The 22906-nt window shown below is 60.2% G+C and carries 16 protein-coding genes; 9 read left to right on the top strand and 7 right to left on the bottom strand.

The features are described 5' to 3' along the window. Positions 1 to 127 precede the first annotated feature (127 nt). Together HDF15_RS19585 and HDF15_RS19580 are read right to left on the bottom strand one after the other, a co-directional pair. Entirely contained in the window at positions 128 to 2374 is a 2247-nt protein-coding gene (locus tag HDF15_RS19585) for a DUF1800 domain-containing protein (protein ID WP_184258617.1), read from the bottom strand. A 603-nt stretch (positions 2375 to 2977) separates the two neighbouring features. After that, complete coding sequence (locus HDF15_RS19580; RefSeq protein WP_184258615.1) at positions 2978 to 5149, bottom strand: thiamine pyrophosphate-dependent enzyme; 2172 nt, start codon at positions 5147 to 5149, stop codon at positions 2978 to 2980. Between the two features lie 257 nt (positions 5150 to 5406). Between HDF15_RS19580 and HDF15_RS19575 the strand changes: the two genes are divergently transcribed. Next, positions 5407 to 6321 carry a mechanosensitive ion channel family protein gene (locus tag HDF15_RS19575; RefSeq protein ID WP_184258613.1) on the top strand — a complete coding sequence of 305 codons (915 nt, stop codon included), beginning with the start codon at positions 5407 to 5409 and terminating at the stop codon, positions 6319 to 6321. Between the two features lie 172 nt (positions 6322 to 6493). Here the strand turns inward: HDF15_RS19575 and HDF15_RS19570 are convergent, their stop codons facing one another. The 3 genes from HDF15_RS19570 to HDF15_RS19560 all read right to left on the bottom strand — a co-directional run bounded on the left by HDF15_RS19570 (position 6494) and on the right by HDF15_RS19560 (position 8163). Next, positions 6494 to 6862 (bottom strand): hypothetical protein, encoded by a 369-nt coding sequence (locus HDF15_RS19570; RefSeq protein WP_184258611.1) that lies wholly within the window; start codon positions 6860 to 6862, stop codon positions 6494 to 6496. A 116-nt stretch (positions 6863 to 6978) separates the two neighbouring features. Beyond that, positions 6979 to 7710: a hypothetical protein gene (locus tag HDF15_RS19565; protein WP_184258609.1), complete on the bottom strand. Its 732-nt coding sequence runs from the start codon at positions 7708 to 7710 to the stop codon at positions 6979 to 6981. A gap of 36 nt (positions 7711 to 7746) precedes the next feature. After that, positions 7747 to 8163 (bottom strand): hypothetical protein, encoded by a 417-nt coding sequence (locus HDF15_RS19560; RefSeq protein ID WP_184258607.1) that lies wholly within the window; start codon positions 8161 to 8163, stop codon positions 7747 to 7749. 385 nt (positions 8164 to 8548) lie between these two features. Here HDF15_RS19560 and HDF15_RS19555 point away from each other — a divergent pair, with 385 nt between their 5' ends. Further along, entirely contained in the window at positions 8549 to 9679 is a 1131-nt protein-coding gene (locus tag HDF15_RS19555; RefSeq protein ID WP_184258605.1) for an IS481 family transposase, read from the top strand. 285 nt (positions 9680 to 9964) lie between these two features. On the opposite strand, the gene HDF15_RS19550 is transcribed toward HDF15_RS19555, so the two are convergent. Together HDF15_RS19550 and HDF15_RS19545 are read right to left on the bottom strand one after the other, a co-directional pair. Then, positions 9965 to 12079 (bottom strand): thioredoxin domain-containing protein, encoded by a 2115-nt coding sequence (locus HDF15_RS19550; protein WP_184258603.1) that lies wholly within the window; start codon positions 12077 to 12079, stop codon positions 9965 to 9967. 611 nt (positions 12080 to 12690) lie between these two features. Beyond that, positions 12691 to 14817: a TolC family protein gene (locus HDF15_RS19545; RefSeq protein WP_311733158.1), complete on the bottom strand. Its 2127-nt coding sequence runs from the start codon at positions 14815 to 14817 to the stop codon at positions 12691 to 12693. A 222-nt stretch (positions 14818 to 15039) separates the two neighbouring features. On the opposite strand from HDF15_RS19545, the gene truA reads away from it, so the two are divergent. The 7 genes from truA to HDF15_RS19510 all read left to right on the top strand — a co-directional run bounded on the left by truA (position 15040) and on the right by HDF15_RS19510 (position 22733). Then, positions 15040 to 15870, top strand: a complete 831-nt coding sequence (gene truA / locus HDF15_RS19540) for a tRNA pseudouridine(38-40) synthase TruA (protein ID WP_184258599.1) — start codon at positions 15040 to 15042, stop codon at positions 15868 to 15870. 150 nt (positions 15871 to 16020) lie between these two features. Beyond that, entirely contained in the window at positions 16021 to 17232 is a 1212-nt protein-coding gene (locus HDF15_RS19535; protein WP_184258598.1) for a M20/M25/M40 family metallo-hydrolase, read from the top strand. 199 nt (positions 17233 to 17431) lie between these two features. Further along, positions 17432 to 18367: a DMT family transporter gene (locus tag HDF15_RS19530; protein ID WP_184258596.1), complete on the top strand. Its 936-nt coding sequence runs from the start codon at positions 17432 to 17434 to the stop codon at positions 18365 to 18367. A gap of 167 nt (positions 18368 to 18534) precedes the next feature. Beyond that, entirely contained in the window at positions 18535 to 20211 is a 1677-nt protein-coding gene (locus HDF15_RS19525; RefSeq protein WP_184258594.1) for a trypsin-like peptidase domain-containing protein, read from the top strand. Positions 20212 to 20401: 190 nt separating this feature from the next. Continuing rightward, positions 20402 to 20767 carry a peptidoglycan-binding domain-containing protein gene (locus HDF15_RS19520; protein ID WP_184258592.1) on the top strand — a complete coding sequence of 122 codons (366 nt, stop codon included), beginning with the start codon at positions 20402 to 20404 and terminating at the stop codon, positions 20765 to 20767. 228 nt (positions 20768 to 20995) lie between these two features. Continuing rightward, positions 20996 to 21595 carry a hypothetical protein gene (locus HDF15_RS19515; protein WP_184258590.1) on the top strand — a complete coding sequence of 200 codons (600 nt, stop codon included), beginning with the start codon at positions 20996 to 20998 and terminating at the stop codon, positions 21593 to 21595. 139 nt (positions 21596 to 21734) lie between these two features. Beyond that, positions 21735 to 22733 carry a fatty acid desaturase gene (locus HDF15_RS19510; protein ID WP_184258588.1) on the top strand — a complete coding sequence of 333 codons (999 nt, stop codon included), beginning with the start codon at positions 21735 to 21737 and terminating at the stop codon, positions 22731 to 22733. Positions 22734 to 22906 lie beyond the last annotated feature (173 nt).

Raw genomic sequence — 22906 nt, 5'->3', positions numbered from 1 at the left:
CGCAACTTCCCTTGCTGGTAGTAACTCTACTCCCGGACGAAAGTTGTCTGGAAGTGTCGAGCCCTACGTGAATTTCAGGCACAGCTCTATCTCGATGCACCCATGCATCTTCTGCACCAACGCGACGTTATCTCCGCTGAAAGTCAGGAGAGCCCAACAACAATCCCGCCATGGTCGCGAGCGGCGTCGCCGGCTGACCCGACTGCAGCCCTGGTCCCTGGCCCTGCTGCTTCTTTCCGCCAATCCGCACCAGGGAAGCTCCCATGTCATCCGCCGCATTCGCCTTCATCGCAAAGTTCTGCTGGGCCGTTTGCTGCGTATCCGGATTCGTAAACTGCTCCATCACCGTCCCACGAGTGCGTGGAGTTGCCGGCTGTCCGAGCAACAATGACTCCAGCTTCAACTCCGTAGCCGAATTGGGTGCCGTGACCACTGGAGACTCTTCCGCGTCTCCCAGCAGGTGCGGCCAATCCGGATGAGCCCCCGGAACACGGCCACCGCTCAGCACCAGAGCAAAGTTCATGCGCGAAACCAGAGCATTACTGCTGACCCAGTGGTCGGACTTCCACGAGTAGCCGTTCGGCGTCTGCATCCCGTAGATCGGCATCCCCAGCTGATTCATCGCCTGCACCACCACCGCCGGATTGACCAGGTTTGCATCGCTCGCCCGCAGCGCCGAAGCCATGAACTCGATCGGCGTCTTCACCTTTGCCCGATACACTGACGGAGCCCAGAACTCAGGCGAGTGGAACATCGTACTCAGCACCGCCTTGATGTCGCCGTCTGTCTTGAGGAAGGTCGCAGCCATGCGATTGACCAGCGCCGGAGAGGGTGTATCGCTAACGAAGCGCACTGCCAGCTGGGTAGAAACAAATCGCGCCGTCGCCGGGCTCGTAGCCAGGATGTGCAACACCTGAAGTCCCTCGTTCACGCCCCCCTCGGGAATCGTCTGGCCGAGAACGGTCTTCGTTCCGGGCTCATGGCGCCTGTCGTCAAAGACAAAGCCGCCGCTGCCGCCCTGATAGGGACGGTCGATCGTCCAGCCGGTAAAGCACTTGGCGACCTCGATCACATCCTGCTGGGTATAGCCGCCGTTCACGCCAAGAGTGTGGAGCTCCATCAGCTCGCGGCCATAGTTCTCGTTCAACCCCTTCGCAGCAGCCTTGGCGATCTTCGAGTCAGGAGCAACCTCACTGATCCTCTTGCTTCGCTCCGCCGCCTTCGAATCCGGCCCGACACTCTGGGCATTGTCCAGGTACAGCAGCATCGCCGGGCTCTTGGCATTGGCCACGAGCAGGTCTTCGAACTTGCCCAACGCATTCGGCAGAACAGAATCGCGCTCATAAGAAGCCAGAAGGTACGGCTCGATCTGGTTCTTCCCGACATAGACGCTGAAGTGGTTCAACCAGAAGTCCACCATCACAGCCTGCAGCTGCCGCTCCGAGTACACATCGCGCAGCAGCCGCTCCTGCAGGGCTTCGGCGATCACCATGTGCTCCGGCCTCTGCATGGCAGCCACATCCTCCCGTTGTTCCGGTGAGAAATCCTTCAACAAGGCGCCTTGTTGGCGCGGCTTAAGGCCCCTGCGGAAACTGATCATCTCCTCAGGAGACATCGCAACGAGCCTGGCAAAACGCTGCTCCGGCTGGAGCGCCAGCACAGCCTCTACCTCGTCGTCGGACATCGGTGTGCCGCTGAACTTGCGCTTGCCGTTAGCCTTGGTCTTCGGCGCTGTACCGTCCGCCGTCATGGCGTTGTCGGTCGAAGCATCATCCATCTTTGCGGGAGCGTTTTTCTGCACCTGCATCGCGTCGCCCATGCCATCGCCTGCTGCCGCACCATTAGCCTTCGCTTCGCCGGTCTTGGCAGCAGTCTTATCGTCGGCTTTCGCCGCGACGGTAGCGTAGTACGCGATGGCGTCCGCATAGATCGCGTGCTCCACCGGATCGGCAGGCAGAGGATCATGGTTGCGGGCCATCTGGCGCACGGTCTGCGGCATCGGATAGCGGCTCATCAGCTCTTCCTGCGAAAGCTTCAATGCGGGAAACTGGTTCAGCCTCGCCTCAAAGGCCGAATCGTCGATGTTCTCAGGATGCAGCTGACGCTGAAACCAGGCCTCCATACCCATCCTGCTGACGGCCTGCTCATCCCCGAGCCGCGGACCGAAGGTCAGGCGATTGAGCGCATGAAGCGTCTTCTGCTGGTGCGTGAGCGGTGTCTTCTGAACAGACGCAGGCAGAGCGACCTTCCCCGAAGTCGTCGTCGGCACCGCGGCGACCGCCGGTGGCACAGTCATCAAAACGCAAAGTACAGCAACGGTAGCGGCCTTACCCGCTTCAAATACAGGGCCCAAAGACTTCAATGACGTCGTCATGACGAAGTTCTCCTGAGATGTGTCTTATGCCACCTTCATAGACCCGCCCTCAAATCAGCAGTTGTGGAATTCGAATGTTAAAAATAGACCAACGCTTTGATCTTAGCTTTTGTCTTGGCGTTTGCTGTTCTGGTTGTCATTCCGAGCGCAGCCAGCGAACCTGCTGTTTGCTTGTATCACTACAGATATGCAGGTAGACAGTAACTGGAAGGACTATAGCGACCGGGTGCCCCATCCTCGACGCGCGATCTTGCGCGGCAGGGTGGGGTATCGTGCAAAGCACGACCGCCTTTTGCTCGTAGTGGAAACTATGCCTAGGTGGAGGAGTGCGGTCGTTTGCTACCGCAAACGATACCCCCGACGCAAAGCGCGCTTCGAAGATTTGTGGGATTCGCTTAGCGTCTATACCCCACCCTGCCGCACGATAAAACCGTGCGTCGAGGATGGGGCACCCTGCCGCTATAGTCCTTCCAGTTCCTGTCTGCGCACACACTTTAGCCTGCTCGGGCGGGAAGCAGGTTCACTCCCCTTCGGCTTCGCTCAGGGTCGGAATGACCACCAGAAAGGCAAAGGCAAAAGACCGCCACGCTCTACCCCACTACCCTAAAACGCCGCCAGATCGCTCATCGCCTGGAACAGATGCTCTGGCTGCGGCAGGATCACATCTTCCAGCAGCGGCTGATACGCCACAAACGTATCCATCGATCCAACACGCCGTACCGGCGCATCCAGATCGTGGAACAGCTCATCGCCAATCCGCGCGGCGATCTCCGCCCCGTAGCCCCAGCTCAGCATGTCCTCATGCGCCACAATCACCTTGCTGGTCTTGCGCACCGAGGTCGCAATCGCCTCCCAGTCATAGGGGCTGAGACTGCGCAGATCGATTACTTCAACGTCGACGCCCTTCTCGCGCTGCATCCGCTGGGCAGCCTGCAACGCCCTCGGCACCACCGCGCCATAGGTAATCACGGTAAGGTCCTTGCCTTCCTTCACGGTCTTCGCCTTGCCGAACGGAATCGTATAGTTCGGCCCCGGATACGCCGACCGCCCAAAGGTCTCGCGATACAGCCGCTTGTGCTCGAGAAACAGCACAGGGTCGTCGCAGCGAATCGCCGTGCGCAGCAACCCGATTGCGTCGAGCGCATTCGACGGCATAATCACCCGTACCCCCGGCGTATGCGTAAAGATGCTCTCACCCGACTGCGAATGATAGATCGATCCACCCGTAAGATAGCCACCAATGGGTACACGCATCACCAGCGGGCAGGAGAACTGCCCGTTCGAGCGCCAGCGCATCACGGAGAGTTCATTGCGCATCTGGTGCATCGCCGGCCAGATGTAGTCGAAGAACTGAATCTCGACCACCGGCTTCATCCCGCGCACCGCCATGCCGATGGCACGACCGGTAATGTTCGCCTCGGCCAGCGGAGAGTTCCACGCGCGGTCGTTGCCGAACTCTTTCTGCAGTCCCGCCGTGACCTTGAAGACGCCGCCCTTGCCCTTCAGGTTCCCGGCACGCAATTCCTTGTCGCGCGTCGCATCGGCAACGTCCTCGCCGAAGATGACGATGCGCTCATCGCGCCGCATCTCGTCGTGCAGGCAGGCGTTGATGAGGTCAAGCATCGTGCGCTCGTTGGAGTCGGCCGTTGGCTCTATTTCACGCACAAGGCTCGCAACCGTCGGATCGAAATCTTCCGAGTACACATGCCGCAGGATCGTATCTGGCTGCGGAAGCACCGCCGCCAGCGCACGGTCGGAGGCATGCTGCACCTCTTCATCCACCTTGCGCTCCAGCTCATTGATTCCCTGCGCATCGAGGATGCCCTCGCGCAGCAGCCACATCTGCATCCGCGAGATGGGATCGCGCAGCGCATCGGCCTGCAACTCTTCCTCGCTGCGATAATGCCGCTCGTCATCGCTCAGAGAGTGCGAGTACGGCCGCACAACATGCCCGTGGACCAGCGCCGGGCCCTTGCCCGAGCGGCAGTACGCCACCGCTTCGACCATCGCCTCGTAGCTCGCAACGGCATCGGTGCCGTCGACTTCAGCAAAATGAAAGTTCGGAAAATTTGCGATCAACCGCGAGATATTGCCACCGGGAGTGTTCGCCTCGACCGGGGTAGAGATCGCGTATCCATTGTCCTCGACGACATACAACACGGGCAGCTTGCTGTTGGAGGCCGTATTCAACGACTCCCAGAACTCGCCCTGGCTCGTCGAGCCTTCGCCGATCGACACATAAACAACCTCGTCGGCGTGGAACTTCACATCCTTGAACTCACGATAATCCCCATCTGCCTTCTTCGCAGCCTCGGGATGTTGCGTGAAGTAGCGCCCAGCCTCGGCACAACCCACGGCGTGCAGGCACTGCGTCGCGGTCGACGAGGAGGGCGAGACGATATTCAACCGCCGGCTCGTCCAGTGAGAAGGCATCTGGCGTCCGCCGCTGGCGGGATCGTCCGCCGCGCCTACGGCCTGCAGCAGTTGCTCCTCAACCGTATTGCCCAGCGCAAGGCAGAGGGCGCGGTCACGATAGTACGGAAAGAACCAGTCATAGCCCGGCTTCATAGCCAGGCCGGCGGCGACCAGCAGGGCCTCATGCCCGGCGCAGGAGATCTGAAAAAAGATCTTCTGCTGCCGTTTGAGCAGGATCTCGCGGTCGTCGCTGCGACGCGAGAGGTACATGAGCCGGTAGAACTCGATCAACTGCGCGGCGGAAAGACCTGCGGCGACAGGCTCACCTGCCGACGATACTGTGGTCTTACTGTTGGACATATTCTTCTGTATCAAGCCAGTGTCTCCCCCGCTCCAATCCTTGCAAGATTCTACTCGTATCACGCCGTGGAAAGCGTTGGCTAGTGCGTTCTTCGACTGGGCCGCTTCAAATATCCGGCCTCTGGTTCTCCCTCGAAACCCGTTCCCGGGTGGCACAAACGAAAAGCACTGCATTCAAGGCGTTGTGCAACTGTTTTGCATCTAACGATCCCGATGTTCCCGTATCCTCTTCACGAGACCCTTGAGCGAGATTGAACATGCCCTTTTCTAAATTTTTACCGTTTCGGACATTGGAAGACGGCTGGCACACCGACCTCCTGAGCTTTCTCCAGCGCGGCGTGCCCAAGATCCTGCTTGCCCTGATCATCGCATTATTTTTCCAGCAGGTCGTCTCCTTCTTCGTGAAGCGCATGCGCAAACACGCGGACCGCCTGGTAGGAAACTCGCAAAGGGCCGCGCAACTGCGCACCGCCGCCGGGATTATTCGCGCGACCGCCTACAGCCTGCTGGGCTTCTATATCTTTATTCAGACCCTGGACGCGATCGGTTTCTCGCTCGCCCCCTTCATCGCCTCGGCCGGCGTCATAGGCCTGGGCATCAGCTTTGGCGCACAGTCCATCTTCAAGGACATGCTCACCGGCGTCTTCATCCTGATCGAAGATCAGTACAACATCGGCGACGTCGTAAAGGTTGCAGGCCTGCAGGGTACGGTCGAAAGCCTGACCCTGCGCTGCACCACGCTGCGCGACGGCGACGGCACCCTGTACATCGTTCCGAACAGCCAGATCGCAACCGTCTCCAACCTGTCACGCGACTTCTCCGTCGCAACGCTGACGGTCAGCGTCGATACACAGGTAAACCCCGATCGAGTGATGGCGCTGCTGACAAGACTGGCTACCGATCTCAAGGCCGATGAGGCGTTCCACGACGTCATCATCGCCGATCCGCAGATCCTGGGCGTAGATAAGATCAACGGCCACGAAGTGCTCTACCCCATCAACCTGCGCGTCCGCGCCAACCAGCGCGATGGTGTGCTGCGCGAACTACGCCGCAGGGTGCTCATCGCCTTCAACAAAGAGAACATTCCCTTCGGCACATCCAGCAGCACACTGGTGTTTCAGAAAGCCGATCCAACAGCACCGCCCGCAGCAACGAGCGGATTGCCAGGCTAAGGTATGCCATCAAACTTCGAAATCGAGCTGTATGAATCGCTTGCCGTGGCACTGTTTCGTTAAGGGCATGGCTTCAGCCATGCCATAAGAGTAAGGCTCGGCCAGCCTTCCTTTCTGCCGAAGGCTGGAGCGAAGGCGCAGCCGGAGCGACTGAATTGCCTTCCACGCACCTCTACTTCGCAGCTGTTCCACACGTTGACTGCGGAGGAGCCTTCGCACCAATTTTCTTAAGGGCAAGCCGGATAGCTCCCGCCGACGTCAGATCTCCCTGCACGCAATCCGCCTCAGGCAATAACTTTAAAAGCGTAGGAGCGGCAGAGATCGCCCGTGGTCCAAGAAATCCGATGGCCCCCGCCACCCAGGCCCGCACGGAGTCTTCAGGGCTGTCCAGAAGAGACACCATCGAAGCCAGGGTCTTATCGTCCACCCTATCGGGGTGTACCTTTTTCGTCAGATCGGCGAGGTGTTCGGCGGCATCCGTCCGGGCGGTGAGAGAGTCGCCTGTTTGGACCTTCGTGATCGTTTCCGTGAGCTGTTTCATAAGAGTAGGTCTTCCGGTTGCTCCCGCCGCTCCAGACAAAAACATCCATGCGACGCAAAAAGCTATAGAGAAAATCTTGAACGGCCTCTTCGGCATAGGTCTCCTCCAGCTCTGCCTTAAGGCGACGTCCAGTTTCGATTATCCGCCGCCGTTGCATGTTTTAGCGGCAAGTGCGGATCTACAGTGGTGGCGCGCAAGACTCCTGCCGGGAAACCCGCCGGATGGACCGTGAAGGAACCAGGCAATTGCAGGCCGTCATAAAAGCGAGCGCTCGAATGAATATGGCTGCCGGTGAGGCCGCGGAACATATCGTCATACCCGAAAACGATCAGTGTCTTCGTTGACCGTGAATGCGCAGGCACTTGCCAGGCTTCCCAATAGTCAAAATTGCCGGCCCCCGTGAAGTTGGCTTGAATGTGTTGAACAATCCATCCACCGCTCTTGGACTCATGGTTCAGCTTCCATTGAATCAACCATGGACTAGTCTTCGAATTGCCGATAAGTGTTCCATGCTGCAGCTTCAGCGGGCTAGTCTTGGCCCGTTGAGGTGGGGCTTTAGGAACGACAGGATGGTGGCCCTGCACATGATTGATGCGGCGAATGTCGTTTGGCCGCAAAAAAGAGATCTCCCGGCGTTTTGGCGTCTGCGGAAAGTTATGGACCGGTTCGGGACTTTCCAGCCAGGACTCGACGAGCGAGCCCGCGACAATGGGATGGTAGCGCTGCAGGTGTTCGCGGCGCCGAATGTCGTTCGGCCGTGGAAAGGGGCCGTAACCATGGTTCGGCAGCAACGAGGAGGGGTGTGCGAGCTCGCTGCCGCCACTATTCTGCTGAGGGGATACTGGCATTCGATATTCCAACCTGCCGCGGGATAGAGGGTGCTACTAATTGGACAAGGCTATTTTGGCGAACTGCTTGTCATTAAGTTCCGGCTGCAGCGTCAGGCTGATCATATGATTCGAATGTTCGCCGCTGATGGTAAAGAAACTGGAGATCCAGCCGCTGAAGCTATAGACACAAAGCGCATCCACCCTTTGTTCGTCCTGCCAATATTCAATCTTGATGTCCTTGATCTTGTCGTGGGTAACACCGTTCGCCAGGTTGAAGAGATTATTAATCGTGGTGAACTTCATGTTCTCCGTATCGTGCATGTCCACGGTAACGCTGATAGAGAAAGCCATACTTCCCATCTGCGGCATGCCATGGTGATCGTGCAGCGTCGTGATCCCCATCTGCACTGCGAGAGTATTAAACTTGTCATCGCCTATTGTGACGGTTGTTCGTGTAGACGGATCTGCCATTGTTCTTCTTCGCGCCCCCTGTCCTGTCTTTACCTGAAAAGATAAAACATCCAGTTCGTGGAGATTTACAAAAAGAGAACCAGATTCTTGTCGAATGCAGTTTTCGTGACGATTTCAGGTCTTCACCGAATAGAGTGAGCTACACGTACATTGGGTTGCCTTGCCTCTACGGAAACTGCTCTAAGTCCTGTCATCAAACTACTCTTGGAGCAAAATCGAACTGTGCAAACAGTTTGTTGAGACACGGAGCGGAAGGGCACGGTTTTAACTGTTCAGTTGCATGACATCCTTTACAGATTGTCTCTGGACATCCTTTACACTTTTGGCCTTCTTTGGAGGGGAAGAGGTGGCAGGATGAAGCTCTCCACGGGAGGTGGAGGGCGGGATGGCGTGGCGGACGATGGAAGTAGCAGATCAGCGTATACGGTTTGTGGTGGCGGCCAGCCGAGGCGAGTCGAGTCTTACGGAGTTATGTAAAGAGTTCGAGATTTCGCGCCCGACGGGATATCTGTGGCTGAAGCGCTATCGAGCAGGTGGTGTATCGGGGGTGGCGGAGTTGAGCCGTCGTCCACACCGAAGCCCGGAGCGGACAGCGGAGTCGATCGAGCGGCGGATTGCGGAACTGCGGAGAGAGCGTCCGGACTGGGGAGCGCGCAAGCTGGCCGTGCTGTTGGGGCAGGAAGGGATTGCGATACCGGCCGCGACGGTACATCGGGTGTTGTTGCGACAGGGGCTGGTGCGGCTGGAAGACCGGCATCGGCCAGCGTTGAGACGGTTCGAGCGCGAGCATCCCAACCAGCTCTGGCAGATGGATCACAAGAGCCCCAAGGGCTGGAACCAGAGTGTCGGCCCGCTGTCGATCGTGGACGACGCCAGCCGCTACGTGATCGCCCTGGACGGATTGGGGACAACACGCGGTGAGGCTGTGCAACAGCGGCTGGAAGCGGCTTTTATCACCTGCGGTATGCCCGAGGCGATGCTGATGGATCATGGCATCCCGTGGTGGAACGGTCAGTCCGCAGGTGGCTGGACCCAACTCTCGATATGGCTGATGCAGCTGGGCATCCGGCTCTACTTCTCCGGCATCCGCCACCCTCAGACCCAGGGCAAGGTGGAACGCTTCCATGGAGCGCTGGAGATGGCCCGGCGTCGCCGCGGTCTGCCTGAACCAGAACTGCGCCAGGCCTGGCTGGATGCCTTCCGACACGAGTACAACCACCTCCGGCCTCACGAAGCCCTCGGCATGAAGACCCCCGCCAGCAGATGGCATAAAAGCAACAAGCCGTACGATCCCAACCCGCCCGCCTGGCAGTATCCCACCGATGCCGTGGTCCAGTGCCTGGAGCCCTCAGGTCAACTCAAGCTCGACGGCAGACGCTGGCAGGTCTGTGGCCCACTCGCAGGACAGCCTGTCCAACTGGTCCGCATCGAGCAACGCGTCCTGGTCTTCTACCGCTCTACTCTCCTCCGCGAACTCGACCTTGCGAGTCAGGGTTCGGCCATGGCCGAACCCTGACTCGCAAACCCCTAAACAAAAACAAAACTGTAAAGGATGTCCAGAGACACTTTGTAAAGCATGTCCCGGAACTTGACAGTTTTAACCGTGCCGTAAAACATCGAGCCGAAGGCTCGTACCGCTCTGCCGAAGGCCGGAGTGAAGCCCGCAGGGCGCAACGACTGAATTGCCTTCTTTGGTCGTGGCGAAACCGCCCACCCTCGCCATGAATACATCCCTGGCGAGCCCTGCACATAACAATCACAGCCTGCTCCGTCATCGACGGCCTTATTAATTAATCAAAAATCAAGATCCCATCATTGCCTTCACCAGTGCATCGACATGGTTTACCGGTGGCAGGCAGCTATTCCCCTTGCAGACGACCGCAAAGCTACCCTCCACCTGCGGCAGATTCGGCAGAGTCTCGGCCAGCGCTGCAGGAAGCTCATGGAACCGCGAGCGATCCAGGTGAATCACGCTCTTATTCACCGCAAACCCAGTGACTGCCGCAGCCTCAAGCTCACGCGCTTTGGTATCGTCCCCCACAACACAAATCTGCACCGAAGACTCAATAGCCCGGCGCAGCGCAAGCCCATAGCTGGCGGCATACAAGCCGAAGTGCTCAACGACTCCGGCAAAGGCCTCCAGAGTCTCCTGCGCCCGATCGCCGTAGTCGCTGCGATTCGTCAATGCAGCCAGCCTCAGTAGCAATGTCACGGCCACAGAGTTCCCTGCCGGTGTCGGCGCATCCTGCAGCGGCTTGCGCCGAGTGCTCAAAGCTCCGATAGGTTGTGGCGCACCCTCCATCCGTTCGGTATCGAAGAAGCCTCCGCCGGCCGCATCGTAAAACCGCGCCAGCATCACATCGGCTATCGCCTGTGCAACCGTCAAGTAGCGCAGCTCCCCCGTAGACTCCCAGGCATCGAGCGCGGCATTCGCGAGAAAACCATAGTCCTCAAGCACCCCAGCAACCCGTGCCGCCGACCCGCCTTCACCATAGGCAACCACATGCGCCAGGCCCTCGACAGGGTCCCACGCAGCATTCAGCACTCGGTCCAGTGAGCGTAATGCAAACGCGCGCACCTCGGGCAGATCGAGCACCCGCGCAGCTTCAAAGTAAGCCGTAAGACACATGCCGTTCCAACCCGTATAGATCGTCTTGTCGACGTACGGCGTCTTGCGCTGAAGCCGTGCGGCGTAGAGCTTTCCTGTCGCCGCGGCAAGCGTCTCGTTCACCTCATCCAGCGCGCGATTCAACTTGCGCGCGATCGCTTCAACAGGCTCCCCGAGATGCAAAACGTTCTTCTGGGGATTGTGGTGCATATCGCCAACATCGCGCAGATTGAAGTACAGCTCCGCGACCGCGAACTCCTCCGCCGTCAGCACGGCCTTCGCCTCGGCACGCGTCCAGGTGAAGTAGTCCCCGTCATCGTCCAATGAATCGTCGGCATCCTGAGAGGCGTAGAAGCCTCCCTGCTCGCGGTCGCTCAACCACTCATCCATCCAACGCAGAATGTCTTTGGCAACCCGCGCAAACTCCGGCTTGCCAAAGCTCTGGAAGGCATGAACGTAGTTCTTCAGCAGCTCGCTGTTGTCGTACGCCATCTTCTCGAAGTGCGGCACGACCCAGCGCTCATCCACCGAGTAGCGATGGAATCCACCCGCAAGCTGATCGTGAATCCCGCCCGCAGCCATCTTCTGCAGCGTCACCGTCGCCACGTGGCCGGCCTGGTCCGCGAACTCTCCACCACGCGAAGCCGCATCGATCAAAAGATCGATCGCACCCGAGTTCGGAAACTTCGGCTGCGATCCAAAACCACCATTCTTCTGATCGAACTGCGAGACCGTCGAAGCGACGAGCTTGTCCAACAGCGGCGCTCCGGGATTCCCCGCAGGTACGGAGAAGCTCTCATTCTCCTCGATGGCCAACATCACACCACCGGCCGACTCCTCGACCTCATCGCGGCGATTCTGAAACACATCCGCCATCGTGAGCAGCACGCGCTGAAAACTCGGACGGCCATACCGGTCGTCGGGTGGAAAATACGTCCCCCCAAAGTACGGCTTGCCCTCGGGGGTGAGAAAAGCAGTCAGCGGCCAGCCTCCTTGCCCACTGATGGTGGAGATCGCCGCCTGATAACGCGTGTCCACGTCAGGACGTTCGTCGCGATCCACCTTCACCGCGATGAAGTGCTCATTAATGACCTCGGCAGTCGCGGCGTTTTCATAGCTCTCGCGGTCCATCACGTGGCACCAGTGACACCACACCGCGCCGATATCCAGCAGCACCGGCTTGTTCTCGCGCTCTGCTTTGGCAAAGGCCTCTGTGCCCCACTCATGCCAGTCGATCGGTTGATGACGCGCCGAGCGCAAATAAGCCGAGGCAGCGCGACCCAGCGAGTTCTCATGTTCAGTGCTCATTGCAAAACTCCAGTTCTCTTTCGACGATACCGCAGACCCTGGAGCAAATCCCCTGTAGGTGTACGACGAAACCACGAAACTTATGGCCGTTTTTCCCCAGGAAAAACGGCACCGCACGCCCGATTCAACTTCCCCGCAACAGGGGATTTGCTCTGCATCCATCAGATGCGCGAACGAGAAAAGGGCCGCAAGCAATATTCGCTTGCGGCCCTTTCCAGTGTGCTGAGTCTTTAGTTCGCGATGGCCTTTGCTTTGAAGGGGCGGGACTTCAGTCCCGCCGTCCCTGCACTGCTGCTGGTGTGGCTTTAGCCACAGAGGGAATGCTCGCTCGGCAAGAACCTCTCCACGCTAACAGGCTGCGGAAAGCCACGATAACAAGAGAGCCCTAATCTTTAGGGCCAAGGGCCCGTTTCATCCCAGCCTGGGGTGGAGCGCTGCAGCGAGCGGTTTTTAGCTCGCTGCAAGCGTAGCCCCAGGTATCGGATCAACAGGAAAGCAGAGGGCTGTAAGCCCGATTCATCGTATCTACACACGAGATAAGTCGGGCTTACAGCCCTCTGCTTCTTCCCTGCAATTGAATGGGGCTACCTGGAGCTATTTTCCTGCCCTACCTACTGCACGGGCGGAGGCGTAGAGTTGAGCGGCTTCGGAGCCTCCGGAGTCTTCGGCGCCGTGAGCCCTGGAATGATCGGAGCCATGGCAATCGTGCCGGAGGCCGCGGCCTCGATGCTGATGCCGTAACGATCCAGCGTGCTCGAAAGCAACTGCAGCAACGCTGCGCGGTCCTTCGCATACGCCCCCGTCGAAGAGATCAGAGTGTTCTCTGCGGTCGCCAGGCTTCTTCCCTGCTGCAACACATTGGCGGTCGTTGAAGCGCCAAGCTTGTACTTCTTCTGCTCGGCCTCGTAGCTCTGCGCCGCATAGTCGCGCGACGCCTGCGCCGCGGTAACCTGCGCCCGATCGTTGGTCAGCGCATACTGACCATTGATGATCTGGATTCTGATCTGCGTATAGAGCTGCTGCAGACGCATCTGCGACTGGCGATACTCCATCTGCGACCGCGCCTGGTCCGCCTGCGCCGTACGGTTGCGGATCGGGATCGTGATGTTCACGCCAACACCCCGGTCAGGAGAGCTGTTGTTGAACGTGTGCCCTAAGACCGTGCCGTAGTCGATGGAGGTAAGACCTTCCGACGCGCATGTTCCACCGTTCTGGAAATTACAGATCGCGGTCGGGCTCACAGTTCCGCCGAGTCCACTGCCGCCATAGAACGCATACGCATCAACCACAGGCAGCAGGCCGTTCTTCTCCGCCTTGATGGTGATCGCGTTGTTCTTCATGTTCAACACCGCCTGCTCGATCTGCGGATTGTTCACATAAGCCTGGCGGACCAGGTCCTCTACAGGCATATCTTCTTCCGGCAGGCGATCCAGCCCTACGCGATCGGTGGGGATCACCGGCGCGGTCGACAGTTGCGGGTCGTTCAGGTTGCGGGCAATCGCCTGCTTCATAATGAGTTGCTGGTATTCGAGATTCGTCTGGGCGGCAATCAGCGCCTGCTTATCGCTGGCTACCGAGCTATCGGAGTTCACAACATCCAGCGGAGCCAGCGTACCGATCTGAAGCTGCTTCCGGTTGTCCGACGCCAACTGCGTCGACTGCGTCAGCGCACGTTCCTTAGCCTGCTCGTCCTCGTAAGCGCTCACCAGGCCCCAGTAGATGTTCTCCACCTGGTTGACCGTGTAGAGCAGTTGCTGCCGGAACGCGGAATCGGTGATCCGCCGGTCGTTCTTGGCCTGCAGGATAAAGCGGCCGTTGATGCCGGTTCCAAAGCCTTGCAACAGATGCTGAGTCGCCTTTACCTGAAATACTGTCTGGAGCTGCGGAACGTAGCTGTTGTAGACATTGTTTGAGCTGACCCGGTTGTTATTGAAGGTCGCCTGCACCTGGGTACCGGTCAGAAATCCCTGCGTGTAGCCAAAGTTGTAGGTCGAAGTATTTTGATTCAGCGAGGTGGCTCCAGCGAACAGCGGGCTTGCCTGCGCTGTGTCCGCCGACTCGTACTCGAGACTGCCCGTAAGCGAAGGGTCCAGCGCCTCGGGCGTGGGTCCACTGCCGTTGGTGCTGAGCACGATGCCGTTCGCGCCCGCGCCGCCACCGCCCGAACCACTCGACGTGCCGCCCGGTCCACCGCCGCCGGTGATGGTCGTAGTCGTTCCGCCCAGCGTGTTAGCTACCAGACCGGTCGAAACACCGCGCAGAGAGGAGCCGGCCCTGGCGCGCAGCAGGTCCGTGTCCGCGATGTCCAGGTTGATACGCGCGATAGCAATATCGAAGTTGTTCTCCAGCGCCAGGGTCACGGCATCGCTCAGGCTCAGGTAGATCTTGCCGTCGTGCAGCAGGTCATCCAGCTTCGACGTATTGCCGAGCCGGGGCGCCATGTAGGTCGTCGACGTGTAATCCTTGAAAGGATTGGGGAAGAACGGCTTGCCCTTGCTGTAATTCGTAAAGGTGGGGCGCAGGTAGAGAGGCTCCGTCGCCCTTGGAGCAGGGGCTTGCGGCAGTCCAGGAACGCCCGTGGTGTCATTCTGCACCCCTCGCGTAGGGGCAGGAACCGTCGGACTGACTTGGGTCTGGTTGGATACTGTCGACGTGGCCTGCTGCGCTACACCCTGTGGCAGTACGCTAACCAAAGTCATCGCGACACACGCTGTCGCCTGCAAATGCCTTAATTTCACGGTCCGATTCTCCAACACTTGGTTCTCTAGTGACTCAATGACCCAGACGATGCCGTAGATGTAGATACGGTAGCGGGAACCGCCTGGTTCCAGCCCCACAAGGTCTGTAATGGATTGCCGCTTCAGTATATCGGAGCTAAGTTGAATGAGCCCTTCTAAGATGCTTGGAACCAACAAGGGACACACTTATTTACAGGAATGATAGCTTTCGGTCAGGACGACATGAACCACTGGAAACTCACACTCAGCTATGACGGCACGCTCTTTCACGGCTGGCAGGTACAGCCGGAGCTGCCAACCGTCCAGGGTGCGCTGGCCCTGGCGCTCAAATACGTCACCGGGGAGAGCATCCTGCCGCAGGGCTCCGGCCGCACCGACTCCGGCGTCCACGCCCTGGCCCAGGTAACCTCGTTCGCCCTCGAAACTTCGATTCCCCCAGCGAACCTGCAGCGCGCCCTGAACCGCGCTCTACCGCCGAGTATCCGCATCCTGGCCGCCGAGCTGGTAGACGAGAGCTTTCATGCCCGGCACAGCGCCCGGCGCAAGACCTACGAGTACCGCATCTTCGAACGCCGGACAGCGGCGTCCCCCAGCGAACGCATCTGCTCCCCGTTCCTCGCACCCTACGCCTGGGACTGCCGCTGGCAACTGGCGATCGAACCGATGCAGGAGGCCTCGAAATATCTCTGCGGCACGCACGACTTCACCTCCTTCGCCGCCTCCGATCCCGAGCGCGGACTGCGCGAAGAAGAGAGTGATGACACCAACGGGAAAGCCCAGGGACCGAATCCGGTAAAGACCCTCCTGCAGGCCGGATGGGCCCACGAGCACGGCCTGCTCGTCTACCGCGTCACCGGCAGCGGATTCCTGCACCACATGGTGCGCAACATCGTGGGAACCCTCGCCGATGTTGGCCGCGGCAGCCTCGCCGTGGACGAGATCCCCCGTATCCTTGCAGCCCGAGACCGAACCGACGCCGGTCCCACGGCGCCCGCATGTGGACTTTTTCTTCACTCCGTCGAATATGATTCCGGTATAACGCAAAGCTATTGATGCACCAGCAAGAAGCAGCACAAGGTCCGCAGTGGCAAGAATGGAAGGGCACGGTTTCAACTGTGCCGATCGAGCGGTTCCTGCCCAATCCTGAATGGATGGAGAGCGCGAAGAATTGAGCTGCACCCCATTACGAATAAAGGAACCCTCATGAGTGCGGCTGACAATCTCCGCATCGCCAGCCTGGCGAGCAACCGCGCCGTACACGCCGCCTTTGCGTGGCTGCACCTCCATGAGCCGCAACTGCGGCGCTGGCAGATGGAGTCCATGGCCATCCCCGCCCCACCCTTTGGCGAGGCCAAACGCGCCGAGTGGTACAGCCATCAGTTCACAACGCTCGGCCTCTCCGGCACGCATATCGACAACGAAGGCAACGTCCTCGCCGAGTTGCACAACGGCGCGCCCGGCGGCCCCGTCGTCCTGCTCTCCGCCCATCTCGACACCGTCTTTCCCGCCGGAACGGACTGCACACCGCACGAAGACGAGTCACGCATTCTCGGCCCCGGCTCCTGCGACAACGGAGCCGGACTGACCGCTCTTCTGGGCCTGATTGCGGCCATCCAGTCGGCACAGATCAAACCCGCCTGCACCCTCCTCTTCGCGGCCAACGTCGGCGAAGAGGGCGAGGGCGACCTGCGCGGCATGCGCTACCTCTTCGGCCCATCGCCCTATGCAAAGCGCATTCGCACAGCTATCGCGCTCGAAGGCGGAGGCAATGGAACGGTCGTAGACCGCGCCCTGGGCAGCCGCCGTCTTCGCGTGACCATCACCGGCCCCGGCGGCCACTCCTGGGCCGACGCCGGCCGGCCCAATCCGATCCTCACCCTCAGCGCTGCCCTGCTCGCCATCGCGCGTCTTCCGCTGCCGCGCCAGCCGCGCACCACCATCAACTGCGGCACCATCAGCGGAGGCACCTCGGTCAACTCGATCCCACCCTCCGCCACCGCCGACCTCGACCTGCGCTCGATCTCCGCACTGCAGCTCGATCACACAGAGATGGCAGTCCTCAAAACCCTGGAGGCCACCCTCAAGTCCGAGGGCTCCGATCAACTCCACCTCCACGTGGAGCGCATCGGCAACCGCGCCGCCGGCGAGCTGCCCGAGAACGCCCCGCTATCGCGCAGCCTGCGCGCGGTCGACCGCCATCTGCGCCTGCCGACCGAATCCCGCATCGGCTCGACCGACGCCAACCTGCCGTTATCGCTCGGCATCCCCGCGCTGGCCATCGGGGCCGGCGGCACCGGCGGCGGCATCCACACCCTCGACGAGTGGTACGACCCGACAGGCCGCGACCTCGCCCTGCGCCGCGTGCTGCTGCTATTGCTCGATGCCAGCACGCTCGTAGCCTCTGAATCCATCTAAACCCAAAAGCCCTAGCCTTTGTCTTTTCTTTTCTGGCTTGTCATTCCGAGCGTAGCGAGCGAACCTGCTTCCTCCCGCTCTTCGCCTGTATCACCACAAACGTTATGCGGCTACAGAAGCCGGTCTGATTGCTGAATTACATCTTTTGGGTAATACGACCAAGGAACGGGAGAAAGCAGGTTCGCTCGCTACGCTCGGAATGACAAACCAGAAAAGCAAGAACAAAAACAACTCGCACGCCCTCACGGCCCACCTCCTGCTCATCGCCGTAACGCTCGTCTGGGGCGCGACCTTCCCTCTCGTCAAATCAGCTCTGCTCGACATCTCCCCGCTGCTCTTCAACCTGCTGCGCATGACGCTCGCCTTCCTCATCCTGGCCGCGCTGAACGGACGCAGCCTGCGCGGCCTGAGCCGAAGTGATCTCCGCTTCGGAGCCGTCGCCGGACTCTTCCTCGGCCTGGGATATCAGTTTCAAACCGCCGGCCTCGCACGCACCTCGGCCTCGAAGTCCGCCTTCATCACCGGCCTCGTCGTGGTCTTCGTTCCGCTGTTGGGCATGATCCCGCACGTGCGGGTCGCAGGCGCAGTAAAGCCCGGCCTCTACACCTTCATCGGAGCCTTCGCGGCCTTTGCCGGTCTCGTCCTGCTCACCACACCGCCCGGTTCAGGCACCGCGCTGCTCGCCGGGCTCGGCCTGGGAGAGTGGCTTACCCTGGCCTGCGCCGTGGCATTCGCAGCGCATCTGCTCACGCTGTCCCACGCCGCCACGAACGTCTCCGCCCGCCGTCTCGGAACGCTGCAGATCGGTTTCGCCGCCTTCGTCCTGCTGATCACACTCCCCCTCGGAGGCCATCCGGCGTTCCACCTGACCTCACGCGCGATCCTCGCCCTGGCCGTTACGGCGATCCTCGCCACAGCAGCGGCCTTCACCATCCAGAGCTGGGCGCAGCAGCACCTCCCCGCCTCGCACACCGCCCTGATCTTCACCCTGGAGCCTGTCTTCGCCTGGCTGACATCGCTGATTTTCCTGCACGAACACCTCGGCGCACGAGCGCTCTGCGGAGCCGCACTGATCCTCGCGGGGATTTTGGCCGCAGAGTTTGGGCCAACTCTTCGTCAAAGCCGAGTATCCTAAGGGAAGCCGCTCCGTGTAAGGTCGCCCCGGCTTTGCAGCATCAGGACGACTTTTCAAGGGTAGGCACGTCTATAACAGCGGCGAACTGAAAGCCTCTCCACGGAGGTCATCGGCCGGGTCTGTAAGACTCGCGGTTCGATCTCAAATGAGAACGAGGAAATAAACAGATGGAATCATCGAAGAATATTGGGCGCGGCCTGTGGGCAAATCTCCGCAGTGGCCGCTTGACCGCCACCTTCACCATCCTGGCTGCACTGTCTGTCGGCATTCTCGCGGGCTCGGTGCTGACCAGCAGCGTTAGCGGCAAAGAGCAGCAGCGCATAGACTCCAGCGACGCACGCCCCCTGGTCATCCCTTCACCCGCTACTCTCTCCAATGGCTTCTCCGCCATCGTGAAGCAGGTGGGTCCGGCCGTCGTGAACATCAACACGGAATCGCTCCCCAAACAGTCGGTCAAGCGCAACAACCGCCGCGGTCTGCAGCGCGGTCCCGTACCCCAGGCGCCGGATGGCGATGACAACGGGGATCAGGGCGACCAAGGCGATCAGGGCAACATGCAGGACTTCTTCAACCACTTCTTCGGTGGTAACGGAGGCGAGTCCCCGGATGCAGGTCCCCGCCGCGCTCTCGGTTCCGGTTTCATCGTCGACCCGCGCGGTTACATCATCACCAACAATCACGTCGTCGACAAGGCCGACCACATCTACGTAAGGCTCTCCACCGACCCCGAAGCCACCCCCGGCGACCCGGGCCGTCCGGCAACCGTGATCGGCGTCGATAAGGAAACCGACATCGCCGTCATCAAGATCGACTCGAAGACTCCGTTGCCGACCATCAAGCTCGGCAACTCCGAGGGAGCCCAGGTAGGCGACTGGGTGCTGGCCATCGGCAGCCCGTTCGGTCTCTCGCAGACCGTCTCGGCGGGCATTGTCTCGGCCAAGAACCGCAGCATCGAAGAGGGCCCTGGCCCCGGCGGTGTGGCCACCAACCAGTTCCAGCGCTTCATCCAGACCGATGCTGCGATCAACCCCGGCAACTCCGGCGGTCCGCTCGTCGATATGGCGGGTGAGGTCATCGGCATGAACACCGCCATCTACACCCAGTCGGCCGGTTCGGAGGGCGTCGGATTCGCAATGCCGTCGAACACGCTGGCCAGTGTCTACAACATGCTCATCGGGCCTGACCACAAGGTCACGCGTGGCTCCATCGGCATCACGTTCCAGGCAGCGCAGTCTTCGGCCGTGAGCCGCGTATACGGCTTCGCCAGCGGCGGCGTCATCGTCGGAGCTGTTACCCCCAATGGCCCGGCAGCCAAAGCTGGCCTGCAGCCCCAGGATGCCATCGTCACCATCGACGGCAAGCCGATCAAGGATGGTGACGAACTGGTCTCCATCATCTCGGTCAAGCACCCCGGCGAGACCGTGAAGCTCGGCTACATCCGCAACGGCAAACCGCAAACCATCAGTGTGGGCATCACCGACCGCGCCAAGACCTTCGCCGATCTCGGCGGAAGCCAGGATGACTCGAACACACCGGACGAATCCGACATTGGTCAGAACAAGCTCGGCATTACAGTCCAGCCCGCCCCACAGGCAGCGATCACCAAGCTCGGTATCAAGGGCGGCGTCATCGTCACCTCGGTTCGTCCCGGCTCCTTTGCGGATGAGATCGGCCTGCCGCAGGGCTCCGTGATCACCGAGATCAACCGTCAACCCGTCACCGACGAAGCGAGCTATCGCGCTATCGTCTCCAGCCTGAAGACCGGTTCCGACGTAGTATTTGTTATTCGGAACACCCAGATCCAGGGCGGCGGCAACACCTACGTCGGTGGGACTCTTCCGTAAACAGTGAGCACGAAACGAGATAGGGCGCAGGCATCACTCCTGCGCCCTTCTTTTTTGCCTCAATTGCCCAAAACGGTATCTCGATCGTCACTCCACACCCCTTGATTGCTGGAGCATGAATACGCTACCCTGAACCTCATGCCGGGCGTTTAGCGCTCGACGCACCTCCCGATTCAAGGGGATGAACTGGATGCGCATAAACTTCAACAATCTCGTCTCGGCTGGCCTTCTGCTGATCGCAGTTCCCTGCTTCGGCACCACGCGCCCGAGACACAGCTCGACCACGCATGCAACGCTGCGAAACGCTCGCTACTCGCACAGCACGCGGTCAGCCCACCACGAATCGGCACCCGGCATGGCCCCGGAACGCGCCACCGAGATTCAGTCGGCCCTCATCAAGTCCGGTTACATGTCTGGTGAACCCACCGGCTCCTGGGACTCCCAGAGCGTAGCCGCCATGCAGAAGCTGCAAGGCGATAACGGCTGGCAGACCAAGATCACCCCCGACTCTCGCGCACTGATCAAGCTCGGGCTCGGACCGCAACAGCCGAACTAGTACGACTAAGCTGTGGGCTTTTGCCTTTCTGGTTGTCATTCCCGCAGGGAATCTGCTTCCCGGCACCACCACCACATTTCATTGAGGCATCGCTTTTGCCTTGAAAGGGCGGGGCTTCAGCCCCGCCGCCACGCACTCCCCTTTTTGCGGCTTTAGCCACTGCGGGAATGCTAAACCCGCCACCAAAACCGCGCTTCAACAAAGCACCTCTTCGCTTATCCTCAAAACATGAAGCTCGCTCCGCTCCGAATCCTCTTGGCGCTCGCCTCTGCCGCCTTCATCGCCACCCAGGCACACGCGATCGAGCTCAGGATCTCGTCGAAGGCACTAGAGCAAACCCTCACCCGGCAGCTCTTCACCGGCGAAGGCGGACGCTACTACATTCGCGGCAAAGCAGGCTCAGCGTGCTACGTCTACGCCGAAGCCCCCAAGGTCAGCTTCGTAAACGACCGCGTCGTCGTCCACGTCAAGACTCACTCCAAGCTAGGGACAGGCCTACGCGGCGCGTGTATCGGCATCGGTCTCAACACCGACGCGGACGTCTCCATCATCCCCGACGCGCAGGGCGAGATCATCGGCTTTCGCGATGCGCGCATCGAACGCCTGAGCGATTCGAAGGAACTTAACTTCCTCCTCGTTCCCTTCCTCAGCCGCCAGCTCCCCCAGCAGATGAAGGTCAACGCCGCCGACCTGATGCGACAACTGCTCAGCAACTCCGCGCAGACCACAGGCTACGATCTCAAACTCGACAACCTGAAGATTCACTCGATGCAGGTCGACGGAGACGCGCTCGCAGTCGACCTCGACGGCACGCTCTCCGTCCACTAATCGAGCCTCGGTATCAACACGAAAACCCTTGTCATTACAGGCGATTTCTCCCCTTACAAAAGTCTTACACGCGGCTTCGAGAATCTCCTCTATCGTCGTAGTTGTACCTGCAACATCCATGGGTACAGAGGACGCATTGATGAACTCTCTCCTGACTCAAGCCGAAATCGACGACATTGAAACCGCGCCGGCGCCTGCCTCGAATCCCCTCGAAGCCGTTAAGCAGACGACGCAAAAGATCAAGCAGGACCTGCGCATGGGCCGTGAGCACCAGCAGGGACGCGTCAACTGGATCACGACCATCGCGATGAGCGCGTTCCATATCGGCGCCATCGCCGCGCTCTTCTTCTTCTCCTGGAAGAACCTCGCTGTAGGCGTCATCATGTACTTCTTCGCGATCAACGTCGGCATCGGCATGGCCTACCATCGCCTGCTCACGCACCGCGGCTATCGTGTTCCGCGCTGGCTCGAGTACTTCCTCACCGCCTGCGGCACCCTGGCCCTCGAAGGCGGACCGATCTTCTGGGTAGCCACGCATCGCGTGCACCATCAGAACTCTGACGACGAAGGCGATCCGCACACCCCGCATGACGGTACCTGGTGGGCCCACGCCGGTTGGATCATCTCCGGCCGCGCTCTTCACTCGGAGACTGCCCTGCTGGGCCGCTACGCTCCCGACCTCTCACGCGACCGCGTTCACGTCTGGCTGTCGAAGTACCACTGGCTCCCGCTGACCATCGCCGGCTTCCTGCAACTGGCTCTCGGCGCGGCTCTCGCTCCCACCGGTCACCGCATCGTCGGCGCTGTCGGCATGATGCTCTGGGGAACCTTCCTCCGCGTCACTCTGGGCCTGCACGCAACCTGGCTGGTCAACTCGGCAACGCACCTCTGGGGCGCACGCCGCTTCGAGACCAAGGACGACTCCCGCAACAACTGGTGGGTCGCGCTCCTCACCGGCGGCGAAGGCTGGCACAACAACCACCACGCCCACCCGGTCAGCGCCCGTCACGGCCTCACCTGGTACGAGTTCGACATCAACTACTACGGCATCTGGGTGATGGAGAAGCTCGGACTCGCGAAGAAGGTCCAGGTCGCACAGTTCGACCCCGCCAACCCCAAGCCGGCAGGCGTCAGCTAAACCCCTTCGACCTGAAGCACCCCAAAGCGCAGAGCCTATGCTCTGCGCTTTGGCTTTGGTTTTGGCAGTTGTCGTTGCCGTTGTTTGTTTTTCGTCGTCATCCTTCTATGAAGAGAGGCGTAGTTGTCCAGGGGTATTTTGCGAACAGATTGCGTACAGACTTCTATTCGTGC

This window comes from Granulicella mallensis (assembly GCF_014203225.1).
In the GTDB taxonomy this organism is placed as follows: Bacteria; Acidobacteriota; Terriglobia; order Terriglobales; family Acidobacteriaceae; genus Granulicella; species Granulicella mallensis_A.
The sequence above is the reverse complement of the archived record's forward strand: the minus strand, read 5'-3'. Positions and strand labels throughout refer to the sequence as shown.